Origin of the sequence: Actinomyces sp. Z5, from assembly GCF_003287795.1 — a bacterium.
In the GTDB taxonomy this organism is placed as follows: Bacteria; Actinomycetota; Actinomycetes; order Actinomycetales; family Actinomycetaceae; genus Actinomyces; species Actinomyces glycerinitolerans.
The window spans coordinates 1-10,799 of the sequence record NZ_QMIN01000101.1; the positions used below are offsets into that span (position 1 = coordinate 1).

A 10,799-nucleotide genomic window follows, 5' to 3' on the forward strand; every position below is an offset into this window, starting at 1 on the left:
TTGGACCGCTGTAACCGGCGGCTACGGCGGTCCAACCGGGGAACAGCGGTCCAACCGGGGAACAGCGGTCCAACCGACAGGCTCAACAGCCACACACCGCCACCCAAGCACTTACACAACAGGACCTAGACCGCCCCAGTCGGTCCCGGGCAGGGCCTCCGCTTCGGTGCTCGGCGGGGCGACGCCGGAGTTACTCCTCCGCCAGGGCCCGCTCGACCGCGCCCGCGGCAACGGAGGCGGAGTAGCCCTTGCGTCCCAGCGCGGCCAGGGCCCGCCGACGGCGCACGGTCGGCTCCAGGCCCCGGCTGACCGCCAGCCGTTTGCGCGCCAGCGCCAGGGCGGCAGCAGCCTCGTCCTCGCCGTCGATCTGCTCCAGGGCGGCACGGATGTGCCCCTCCCCCAGCCCCTTGCGACGCAGCTCCTCCGCGATGGCGCGGCGGGCCGCGCCCTTCTCCGCGAAGCGGGTGCGTGCCAGGCGGGCGGCATAGGCGGCGTCGTCGATCACGCCGGCGGCCTCCAGGCGATCCAGCACCTCCTGGGCAACGACGGGATCAACCTCCTTGCGCTCCAGCAGCTGGGCCAGGGCGGCGCGTGGGGCGGCGGAGCGGTCGAGGCGGCGCAGGACGATATCCCTGGCCGCCTCGACCTGCTCGGTGTGGGCGTCCGGGGTGAGCCAGGGCATCAGAAGCCGCCGGCGTCCTCACCGAACATGGCGTCGGCCTCTTCCGCCGCGGCCGCCTTCGACTTGCGCCCGCCGGACTTCGCACCGGTGCCCTTCGCGGCGGTCTTCGCGCCCGCCGGGGCGGTGGCAGCGGCGGCCTTCTCCGCCTCCTCCTGCGCGGCGGCCTTGCGGGCCTCACGGCCGGGCTCCCCGATGCCGAGGGTGGCCAGGATCTTGTGCTCGATCTCATCGGCCAACTCGGGGTTGTCCTTCAGGAAGGCACGGGCGTTCTCCTTGCCCTGCCCCAGCTGGTCGGTGCCGTAGGTGAACCAGGCGCCGGACTTGCGCACAATGCCGTTCTCCACGCCCAGGTCGATGATGCCGCCCTCGCGGGAGATGCCCTGGCCGTAGAGGATGTCGAACTCGGCCTGCTTGAAGGGCGGGGCCATCTTGTTCTTGACGACCTTGGCGCGGGTGCGGTTGCCGACCGGCTGGTCGCCGTCCTTGAGGGTCTGGATGCGGCGCACGTCGATGCGCACGGAGGCGTAGAACTTCAGGGCCTTGCCTCCGGTGGTGGTCTCGGGGTTACCGAAGAAGACGCCGATCTTCTCGCGCAGCTGGTTGATGAAGATGGCGGTGGTGCCGGTGGAGGACAGGGCGCCGGTGATCTTGCGCAGCGCCTGACTCATCAGCCGCGCCTGCAGACCGACGTGGGAGTCACCCATCTCCCCTTCGATCTCCGCCTTGGGCACGAGGGCGGCGACGGAGTCGATGACGATGATGTCCAGCCCGCCGGAGCGGATCAGCATGTCCGCGATCTCCAGGGCCTGCTCGCCGGTATCCGGCTGGGAGACCAGCAGGTTGTCGGTGTCCACGCCCAGGGCCTTGGCGTACACCGGGTCCAGGGCGTGCTCGGCGTCGATGAAGGCGGCGTTGCCGCCGGCCTTCTGGGCGCTGGCGACGGCGTGCAGCGCCACGGTGGTCTTACCGGAGGATTCGGGACCATAGATCTCCACGATGCGGCCGCGGGGCAGCCCGCCGATGCCCAGGGCGACGTCGAGGGCGACGGAGCCGGTGGGGATCACGGAGACGGGCGGGCGGACGTCGTCGCCGAGCCGCATGACCGAGCCCTTGCCGAAGGACTTGTCGATCTGGGCCAGGGCTGTGGCCAGAGCCTTGGAGCGGTCCTGTGTCTGAGTTGCGGTGGGCATTGGTATTCCTCTGTTCTAATGCGGCTCGCCGCCGCGGCGGATACGGCTGGTCCTGGTTGCGGAAGCCCCTCTCCGGGGCTCGCGAACGACGTTATGCCGGACCACTGACATGAATCAGCACCCCTCCGCGACCGCTGTGGCCGCGGGGTGCACGAACGTCGCCTGTGGACCACAGTAGGCGAACAGTTGTTCGAATGCGAGCGGTGCTCACCGCGTGTCGCGGCGGCGCCGACGCGGGTCGTCGCGGAATACCCAGCGGTCCGCCTCACTGCGGTCGGTGTCATCGCACAGGGCGTGCCAGACATCGCGCGGCGGCACGCCGGCCTCAAGGGCCTCCACGCTGGTGCGGCCGATACCGGAGAGCACCAGGTCCTGCGCCAGCGAGCGCCCGTAGGCGGAGCCGAACACGGTGTCGACGGCGCGCCAGAACTCTGAATGTTTCATGCGGCTCCTCGAGGTCGAGTGGGCGGCTTCGCACCGCCGGGATGGACATGGGCGGGCGCCGTCGGCGCGGCACCGACAACGCCCCTGCGGGCGGATCGCGGCGTGGACAGTGCCGTGGGCAGTATGGCGCAGGGCCGGCTCCGGGACGCAATCGTGCCCGGGAGGGGCCGCCGCAGCGGCCCACAACCGGGCACGATGTGAAGACGTAGGCGTTCCGCCGGAACGGGTTCAGCGCAGCGTCAGACCCTGTTGGCGGACCAGCTCGTCGGGGACGGTGTCGGGTACGACCACGCCCTCGGCGATGGCGATACGGTCGGAGACCTCACGCAGCACCGCGGACAGCGGGGCGTCGAGGGCCTGGCAGATCGAGGCCAGCAGTTCGGAGGAGGCTTCCTTCTGACCGCGTTCGACCTCGGAGAGGTAGCCGAGCGAGACACGGGCCTGGCTCGAGACCTCACGCAGGGTACGTCCCTGGTGCTGACGCACCGAGCGCAGTACCTCGCCGATCTCGCGGCGCAGAAGGATGTTCTCGTGCTTGTTCGTCGCGTTGTCCACGGCGGTGCCATGCCCCGCCGCGGGTGCTTGCCGCATCGGTGCGCGGCCCGCCGGGCGTGCGGGACGGGTGGTGCGGGGGTGAGTCACGTTGTTCATCGTGTGGCACAACCATTCGTGTGGCGGTTTCATTCCCGCCTCCGGCGGGTCCTCCCCCGGCGGCGTTGAGACGATCCTTCCCGACAAATCTGGAAGAAGCCTGGGGGTTCCGTCGGTAAGACCCAGGTTATCCGGCCGTCGGTTCGCCCGCGCTACTCGACGGCGTCCGCGCCGGGCGGCGGGGCGGCCTCGAGCAGCGCGCCCGCCAGGGCCAGCACCGCGGTGGTGGCGCCGTCACGCACCGCATCCCGGTCACCGGACAGGTGCAGCTCGCGCGCCAGCGTCCCCCAGGGTGAGGCGACGGCCACATGCACGGTGCCGGCCGGGTGCCCGTCGGCCGCGCCCGGCCCGGCCACCCCGGTGGTGGCCAGGCCCAGGTCGGTGCCCATGAGCCGGGCCACGCCCGCAGCCATCTGCTTGGCCACCTCGCCGTCGACCGGCCCGGTTGCGGCCAGGCGGGCGGCATCCACCCCCAGGACCTGCTCCTTGATGCGGGTGGCGTAGGCGACGACGGCGCCGACGACGACGGCCGAGGCCCCGGGCACGCTCACCAGCGTGGAGGCGACCTGGCCGCCGGTGAGCGACTCGGCGACCGACAGCGTCAGACCGCGTTCCTCCGCCTTGGCCAGCAGGAAGCGCGCCGCCTCCACCAGGGTGCTGTGATCGCCGTCGGGAGCGGACGCCGCGGTGGTGTTCTGGTCGGCGGGGGTGGCGCTCATGCGGGCTCCTCCCCACGTGCGATGCGGCGGGCCTGCAGCACGTAATCCACGCCGGTGACCACGGTGACCACCAGGGCGGCACCGATGGCGGCGTAGGCGAGGGCCACCAGCACATTGGCGAACCCATCCGGCAGGAACATCGTCCAGGGCAGGAGCAGCCCGATGATGCCGGTCATCTGCAGCGTGGTCTTGAGTTTGCCGCCGCGGGAGGCGGCCATGACGGCGCGGCGCAGCATCACGAACCGCATGACGGTGATGCCCAACTCGCGCACCACGATGATGATCGTCACCCACCACCACAGGTGCCCGGCCACGGACAGCAGGATGAATGCGGACAGGGTCAGCGCCTTGTCGGCGATGGGGTCGGCGATCTTCCCGAAGCTGGTGATCAGGCCCCGGGAGCGGGCCAGCTGACCGTCCAGCTTGTCCGTTATCGCCGCCACGACGAACACGATCGTGGCCGCCAGCCGCATGCCGTCACCCGGCTGGAGCATCAGCCAGATGAAGACGGGGACCAGGATCAGCCGCAGCACCGTCAAGACGTTGGCGATGTTCAACAATGGGGGCGCGCTCGCCTGCGGGGCGGTGGCCGGTTCGCCGGGTGTGGTGTTCATCGCCCTCCAGCCTAGATGATCCCCGCCGCACACCTCACCAGGAGGCGCCGCGGCCGGTCAGGCTCCAGGCGTCCTCGGAGTCCTCCTCGGCGGCCAGGTCGTCCCAGGACTCCGACTCGCTCAGGCCCCGGTCGGCCTCCAGGGGGTCGGAGCCGTAGCGGTCGGTGGGCAGCGTCGTCGTCGTGGCGTCGGCGCTGCCGTCAGCGTCCGCGGCGGGCGCGGCCGCCTCCGCATCCGCCTCGCCGCCGGGGGCGGCGCCCTCGCCCTTGATCCAGGCGAGGGTCTCCTCCAGCTGCTCGGGCTGGACCAGCACCTCGCGGGCCTTGGAGCCCTCCGAGGGCCCCACCACCTCGCGGGTCTCGAGCAGGTCCATGAGTCGGCCGGCCTTGGCGAAGCCGACTCGCAGCTTGCGCTGAAGCATGGAGGTGGAGCCGAACTGGCTGGTGATGATCAGCTCGGCGGCCTGCAGCAGCAGGTCCATGTCGTCGCCGATCTCCTCGTCGATCTGCTTCTTGACCTCCGGGACGATCACGTCCTCGCGGTAGTCGGGCTGCAACTGCCCCTTGACGTGCTCGACGACCGCGCGGATCTCCGACTCGGTCACCCAGGAGCCCTGCACGCGCACCGGGGTGGAGGCACCCGGACCGAGGTAGAGGGCGTCACCCTGGCCGGTGAGGGTCTCGGCGCCGTTCTGGTCCAGGATGACGCGCGAGTCGAGCTGGGAGGCGGTGGCGAAGGCCAGGCGGGAGGGCACGTTGGACTTGATCAGTCCGGTGACCACCTGGGCGACGGGCCGCTGCGTGGCCAGCACCAGGTGGATACCGGCGGCGCGGGCCAGCTGGGTGATGCGCTGGATGGAGGCCTCGACGTCCTTGGGCGCGGTCATCATTAGGTCAGCCAACTCGTCGACCACCACCAGCAGGTAGGGGTAGGGGGCGATCACCCGCTGCGATCCGGGCAGGGGCTGCACCTCGCCGGCGCGCACCGCCTTGTTGAAGTCGTCGATGTGCTTGAAGCCGAAGGAGGCCAGGTCGTCGTAGCGGGCGTCCATCTCCCGCACCACCCACTCCAGGGCCTCGGCGGCCTTCTTCGGGGAGGTGATGATCGGGGTGATCAGGTGCGGGATGCCCTCGTAGATGGTCAGTTCCACGCGCTTGGGGTCCACCAGCACCATGCGGACCTCCTCCGGTGTGGCCCGCATCATGATGGAGGTGATCATGGAGTTGACGAAGGAGGACTTACCGGAGCCGGTCTGGCCTGCGACCAGCAGGTGCGGGGTCTTGGCCAGGTTGGTGACCACGTAGTCGCCCTCGACGTCCTTGCCCAGGCCCACCACCAGCGGGTGGGCCTGCTTCTTGGCGGCCTGGGAGCGCAGCACGTCGCCGAGCTTGACCATCTCGCGGTCGGAGTTGGGGATCTCCACGCCGATGGCGCTCTTGCCGGGGATGGGCGTGAGCAGGCGGATCTCGTCGGAGCCGACCGCGTAGGCGATGTTCTTCTCCTGGCTGGTGACCCGGGAGACGTTCACGCCGCGCCCCAGGTGGACCTCGTAGCGGGTCACCTGTGGGCCGCGCGTGTAGCCGGTGACGGTGGCGTCCACGCCGAACTCGGTGAACACGTCCTGCAGCTTGTTGACGATGGCGTCGTTGGCGTCGGTGCGGGTGGCGTGTCCGTGGCCGGGCTCGAGCAGGGACTCGTCGGGCAGGCGGTAGGTGGAGCCGTCGGGCAGCTGCATCTGCCCCAGGGCGATGGCGTCGGCGAAGTCCTGTTCGTCCTGTTCGGCGACGGCGGGGGTCTCCTGGGTGACGGCGTCGGGCTCACTCCGGGGCGCGGGGACGGCATTCGGCTTGGAGCCGGCGGACTTCGCGGACTTGCCGGACTTGCTGTTGCCCTTGGCGGCCTTGACCGCCTTGGGCCGGCGTGCGGGGGCGGCGGGGACGTCGTCGTCCAGGGGCACGTCGACGGGCGGATCGGGCAGCACGCTGGTGGCGGAGTCGTCGCCGGCCAGCGTCGGCGCGGCGGGCAGCTCGGCGGGGGCGCTGGTGCGCTTGCGCCGCCCGCTGCCACGCGGGCGCTTGTCGGTCTCGATGGCGCTGCGGAAGGCCTCGTCGCCGTCGTATGCGTCCAAGCGGGTGGTGGGGGCCTCCTCGTCCGCACCGGCGACGGCGCGGCGCACCCGCCCCAGGGTGCGAGTGGCGAGGTTGGGGGCGGTCTGGCCGGCGTCGTCGACGCCGGCGCGGCGTTCGTTCAGGCGCTCACGGATCTCCGCGACCGTCTTGCCGGAAATGACCAGGGCGGAGAAGACGATCAGCAGGACGAACAGGATCACCGCGCCGACCGCACTGAACAGGGTGGCCAGCGGGTAGCCGACCACCCAGCCGAGCAGGCCGCCGGCCTGCTCCAGGGGGGCGATCCCGTGGTCGAGGGCTGGGTTGCCGGAGGTCACGTGGATGATGCCGGCCACGCCGGTGAGCACCCCCAGGCAGCCGACCGCCACGCGCACGGGCGTGCCGGCGAAGCTGCGGGCGCGCAGCATGGCCACGCCCAGGACCGCCAGCAGCACGGGCACGGCGATTCCGAGCACGCCCAGCGGCCCGGCGGCGATGTGGTGCAGCACGCCGCCGGCGGCGCCGGAGATGCCGAACCACTCGCGCAGTCCGATCACGACGGCGAGCGCCAGCACGACGAACGCCCAGCCGGTACGGCGGTAGCGTCCGCCGGCGGGCTGAGCGGGGGGCGGCGAAGTCTTGGTGCGAGAATTGGCCATGGTGTCGTTAACGCTACCCGTGCGCTCGGCGGGCGGCGGGCCTGCCACGCCGGGCTAGGCGCGCAGGAACGCGTCTATCTCGTCTCGCCGCGGGGCGCGGGCCGGCCCGACCCGGCTGACGGCCTCAGCGGCGGCGGCGTTGGCCCGGCGGGCGGCGGCGACGACGTCGAGCCCGTCCATGAGGCCGACCACCAGCACGCCCGTGTGGGTGTCGCCGGCGCCGGTGGTGTCCACCACGTCGCGGGCAAACCCGGGCACCTCGATGCGGTCGCCGCCCACGGGCCACATGACGCAGCCGTGCACGCCGGTGCGACGCACCAGCAGGCCGTCGGGGCAGGCACGGCGCAGCGCCTCGGGGCTGCCCAGGCGGGCGGTCAGCTGGGTGGTTTCGAAGTGATTCCCGGTCAGCAGGGTGGTGCGGCGCAGGACGGGCAACAGCACGTGGTCGGGGATCTCCGGCTGCACGGGGCCGAGGTCGACGACCAGCCCGACGTCTTCGGGCAGACTCAGCAGCCAGGAGGTGAGCACGTCCCGGCTGGAGCGGTGCACCAGGTCGTAGCCGGTGGCGTAAACCCAGTCGCCCTCGCGCAGCTCGATGCGTTGCAGGTCCTCCAGCTGGGGTTCGGCCTCCACCCCCTCGGTGGTGATGAAGGTGCGCCTCCCGCTGGGCTCGATCAGGGTGGTGCAGGTGCCGATGTCGCCCACCAACTCGTCCACCAGCAGTTCCACGCCGTCGTGCATCATCGTCTCGCGCACCTGGGCGGAGTTGGGGCCGGTGCCCAGGGTGGCGGCCAGGGCGGCGGGCAGCCCCTGGCGCGCGACGGCGGAGACGACCGTGTAGCCGCCGCCGACCGTGGGGCCGGACGAGGTGGCGGTGACGGCGCCGCCCGGCGCGGGGACGCGCTCGACGTGCAGCGGCAGGTCGATCAGCACGGAGCCGGTGGAGATGAAGCAGGCGGGGCGGCGCATGGCCCGCTGACCGTCGCCCTGGTTGATCAGGGTGCTGCGGAGCGCGCTCATGCTTCGATGACCACCGGGACGATCATGGGCCGGCGCCGCAGCCGGCGGCCGATCCACCGGCCCAGGGTGCGGCGCATGGCCTGTTGGAGGGAGTGGGCGTCGGCGTTGCCCTTGTCCAGGGCGTCGGCGAGCGCGTTGGTGACGTCGGGCAGGACCTCGTCGAACACGGAGTCGTCCTCCGCCACGCCCCGCGCCTGAATGTCCGGGCCGGCCAGGATGGTGCCGGTGGAGGTCTCGACGACGGCGTAGACGGACACGAAGCCCTCCTCGGCGAGGATGCGCCGGTCCTTGAGCTCGGTCTCGTCGATCTCGCCGACCGAGGAGCCGTCCACGTAGACGTAGCCGCAGGGCACGGAGCCGGCGATGCGGGCCTTGCCGTCGACCAGGTCGACCACGACGCCGTCCTCGCACAGCATCACCCGCTTGGGGTCGACGCCGGTCTTGACCGCCAGGGCCCCGTTGGCCACCAGGTGGCGGATCTCGCCGTGAATCGGCATGACATTGCGGGGGCCGACGATGTTGTACACGTGCAGCAGTTCCTCGGAGGAGGCGTGGCCGGACACGTGCACCTTGGCGTTGCCCTGGTGGACCACGCGGGCCCCCAGGCGCATGAGCTGATTGATGACCCGGTATACGGAGTTCTCGTTGCCGGGAATCAGGGAGGAGGCGAAGATCACCGTGTCTCCGGGCTCCACGGTGACGGAGCGGTGCTCGCCGTGGGCCATGCGGGACAGGGCGGCCATGGGCTCGCCCTGGGAACCGGTGACCATCAGCACGCGTTCCTCGGGCGGCAGGGAACTGAGGTCGCGGGCGTTGACCAGCACCCCCTCGGGTACCTTCAGGTAGCCGCGCTCGGCGGCGATGCCCATGTTGCGCACCATGGAGCGGCCGATGAAGGCGACGCGGCGGCCGTGCAGCGCGGCGGCGTCGAGCACCTGCTGGACGCGATGCACGTGGCTGGCGAAGGAGGCGACGATGATCTGCTGCTCGGAGTCGGCGAAGACGCCGTCCAGGACCGGGCCGATCTGGTTCTCATGGCCGATCATGCCGGGGACCTCGGCGTTGGTGGAGTCCACGCAGAACAGGTCCACGCCCTCGTCGCCGAAGCGGGCGAAGGAGCGCAGGTCGGTGATGCGCCCGTCGATGGGCAGGGAGTCGATCTTGAAGTCTCCGGTAATCAGCACCGAGCCGGCGTCGGTGCGGATCATCGCCGCCATGGCGTCCGGAATGGAGTGGTTGACGGCCACGAACTCCAGGTCGAAGGGCCCGTAGGAGACCTCCTCGTGTTCGGAGACCACGCGCAGCACCGGGTGGATGCGGTGCTCGGAGAGCTTGGCCGCCACGAAGGCGAGGGTGAGGTCGGAACCGATCAGGGGAATGTCCTCGCGCAGACGCAGCAGGTAGGGCACGCCGCCGATGTGGTCCTCGTGGCCGTGGGTGAGCACCATGGCGACCACGTCGTCGAGGCGGTCCTCGATGTAGGTGAAGTCGGGCAGGATCAGGTCGACGCCGGGCTGGTCCTCCTCGGGGAAGAGCACGCCGCAGTCGACGATGAGCAGCTTGCCGTCGACCTCGAAGACGGTCATGTTGCGCCCGACCTCGCCGAGGCCACCCAGGGGGGTGATGCGCATCGCTCCGTCCTGGAGCGGGCCGGGGGCGCTGAGCTTGGGGAAGTTGGTCACGGCGGCGAGTGTAGCCACTCGCCCGGCCGGGGTGAGCCATCGGGGGCCTCCCGCACGGAGTTTTCGGGGTGTCGGTGCCGGATGCGGGGGCGCCCGCCGCGCCAAGGCCCTGCGCCGCAGGGCTTGGTTATCGCCGGTATTGCGTGGAGGGTAAACAAAAACCCGGCCACGTGGGCCGGGTCGGGAATGGCGCCGACCTCGGGAGCTTGACTTCCGGAGGGGATCCTCGGCGCTCGGTGGTACCCCGTGCCGGATTTGAACCGGCGCTGCCGCCGTGAGAGGGCGGTGTCCTGGGCCGCTAGACGAACGGGGCCTGCCATCTGACTCCGCGAGGAGCCGTGGCTCGTACCCCGTGCCGGATTTGAACCGGCGCTGCCGCCGTGAGAGGGCGGTGTCCTGGGCCGCTAGACGAACGGGGCGTGCGTATTGAATTGTTCGAGGTACTGAGGCCGTACTCTGCCCATCAATACGATGGGCTGGTTGGCGGCTTTCAGCACTCGGCTGGGGTACCAGGACTCGAACCTAGAATGGATGAACCAGAATCACCTGTGTTGCCAATTACACCATACCCCAAGAGATTGGTGCACCCGCGCGGCTTACGCCCGGGCAGCGATCGGTAATCTACACGGCCTCCCCGCCAACGCCAAGTCAGATCGCCGTGAGTGCAGCCACACCCTGTGTGTGCGCCCCGCCCCGGCCCGGACCTGTTCGCCACCACGGCGGGCAGCCACGCCCAGCGCGTGCGCCCCGCCCCGGGTCACAGCGTCCGGTGCGTAGTCCATGGCGCCACACCGCGCCGGGTCACAGCGTCCGGTGCGTAGTCCATGGCGCCACACCGCGCCGGGTCACAGCGTCCGGTGCGTAGTCCATGGCGCCACACCGCCCCGGCGCCCGCCCGCACGCACACGTGTTTGGCTCATGAACACGAGTTTTAGAGGTTTGCAGGCGCTGTACACGTGTGATGTCTCAGGACATCGGTGACAGTTTTGTGTCAGGACATCGGTGACACTTGGTGTGTCAGGACATCGGT

At 70.7% G+C, this 10,799-nt stretch carries 9 protein-coding genes and 3 tRNA genes; all 12 read right to left on the reverse strand.

Going from position 1 to position 10,799, the window contains the following annotated elements:
- Window positions 1-190 precede the first annotated feature (190 nt).
- Window positions 191-682 (reverse strand): regulatory protein RecX, encoded by a 492-nt coding sequence (locus DRB06_RS13545; RefSeq protein WP_073330631.1) that lies wholly within the window; start codon window positions 680-682, stop codon window positions 191-193.
- Window positions 682-1,872 (reverse strand): recombinase RecA, encoded by a 1,191-nt coding sequence (recA, locus tag DRB06_RS13550; RefSeq protein WP_111820242.1) that lies wholly within the window; start codon window positions 1,870-1,872, stop codon window positions 682-684. Before recA ends, DRB06_RS13545 begins: the two co-directional genes overlap by 1 nt.
- 207 nt (window positions 1,873-2,079) lie before the next feature.
- Complete coding sequence (locus tag DRB06_RS13555) at window positions 2,080-2,316, reverse strand: DUF3046 domain-containing protein (RefSeq protein ID WP_073330637.1); 237 nt, start codon at window positions 2,314-2,316, stop codon at window positions 2,080-2,082.
- A 228-nt stretch (window positions 2,317-2,544) separates the two neighbouring features.
- A complete protein-coding gene (locus tag DRB06_RS13560) occupies window positions 2,545-2,967 on the reverse strand; it encodes a helix-turn-helix domain-containing protein (protein WP_170866493.1) in 423 nt (140 codons plus the stop codon).
- A 152-nt stretch (window positions 2,968-3,119) separates the two neighbouring features.
- Window positions 3,120-3,686: a CinA family protein gene (locus tag DRB06_RS13565; protein WP_073330640.1), complete on the reverse strand. Its 567-nt coding sequence runs from the start codon at window positions 3,684-3,686 to the stop codon at window positions 3,120-3,122.
- Window positions 3,683-4,300: a CDP-diacylglycerol--glycerol-3-phosphate 3-phosphatidyltransferase gene (gene pgsA, locus DRB06_RS13570; protein ID WP_073330643.1), complete on the reverse strand. Its 618-nt coding sequence runs from the start codon at window positions 4,298-4,300 to the stop codon at window positions 3,683-3,685. Before pgsA ends, DRB06_RS13565 begins: the two co-directional genes overlap by 4 nt.
- Before the next feature lie 34 nt (window positions 4,301-4,334).
- Window positions 4,335-7,067, reverse strand: coding sequence for a DNA translocase FtsK (locus DRB06_RS13575; RefSeq protein ID WP_111820243.1), 2,733 nt, complete (start codon window positions 7,065-7,067; stop codon window positions 4,335-4,337).
- Window positions 7,068-7,121: 54 nt separating this feature from the next.
- Window positions 7,122-8,036 carry a PfkB family carbohydrate kinase gene (locus DRB06_RS13580; RefSeq protein ID WP_073331344.1) on the reverse strand — a complete coding sequence of 305 codons (915 nt, stop codon included), beginning with the start codon at window positions 8,034-8,036 and terminating at the stop codon, window positions 7,122-7,124.
- A 47-nt stretch (window positions 8,037-8,083) separates the two neighbouring features.
- On the reverse strand, window positions 8,084-9,718 hold the full coding sequence (locus tag DRB06_RS13585; RefSeq protein ID WP_073331347.1) for a ribonuclease J: 1,635 nt from the start codon (window positions 9,716-9,718) through the stop codon (window positions 8,084-8,086).
- 288 nt (window positions 9,719-10,006) lie between these two features.
- Window positions 10,007-10,082 (reverse strand) — tRNA-Glu (locus DRB06_RS13590).
- Window positions 10,083-10,115: 33 nt separating this feature from the next.
- Window positions 10,116-10,188, reverse strand: a tRNA-Glu gene (locus tag DRB06_RS13595).
- Between the two features lie 82 nt (window positions 10,189-10,270).
- Window positions 10,271-10,342, reverse strand: a tRNA-Gln gene (locus DRB06_RS13600).
- Window positions 10,343-10,799: the final 457 nt, after the last annotated feature.

Excerpts from the sequence above, each read along its gene's own strand:
- DRB06_RS13545 (WP_073330631.1), bottom strand. The coding sequence starts at position 682 with ATGCCCTGGCTCACCCCGGACGCCCACACCGAGCAGGTCGAGGCGGCC.
- recA (WP_111820242.1), bottom strand. The coding sequence starts at position 1,872 with ATGCCCACCGCAACTCAGACACAGGACCGCTCCAAGGCTCTGGCCACA.
- DRB06_RS13555 (WP_073330637.1), bottom strand. The coding sequence starts at position 2,316 with ATGAAACATTCAGAGTTCTGGCGCGCCGTCGACACCGTGTTCGGCTCC.
- DRB06_RS13560 (WP_170866493.1), bottom strand. The coding sequence starts at position 2,967 with ATGAACAACGTGACTCACCCCCGCACCACCCGTCCCGCACGCCCGGCG.
- DRB06_RS13565 (WP_073330640.1), bottom strand. The coding sequence starts at position 3,686 with ATGAGCGCCACCCCCGCCGACCAGAACACCACCGCGGCGTCCGCTCCC.
- pgsA (WP_073330643.1), bottom strand. The coding sequence starts at position 4,300 with ATGAACACCACACCCGGCGAACCGGCCACCGCCCCGCAGGCGAGCGCG.
- DRB06_RS13575 (WP_111820243.1), bottom strand. The coding sequence starts at position 7,067 with ATGGCCAATTCTCGCACCAAGACTTCGCCGCCCCCCGCTCAGCCCGCC.
- DRB06_RS13580 (WP_073331344.1), bottom strand. The coding sequence starts at position 8,036 with ATGCGCCGCCCCGCCTGCTTCATCTCCACCGGCTCCGTGCTGATCGAC.
- DRB06_RS13585 (WP_073331347.1), bottom strand. The coding sequence starts at position 9,718 with ATGCGCATCACCCCCCTGGGTGGCCTCGGCGAGGTCGGGCGCAACATG.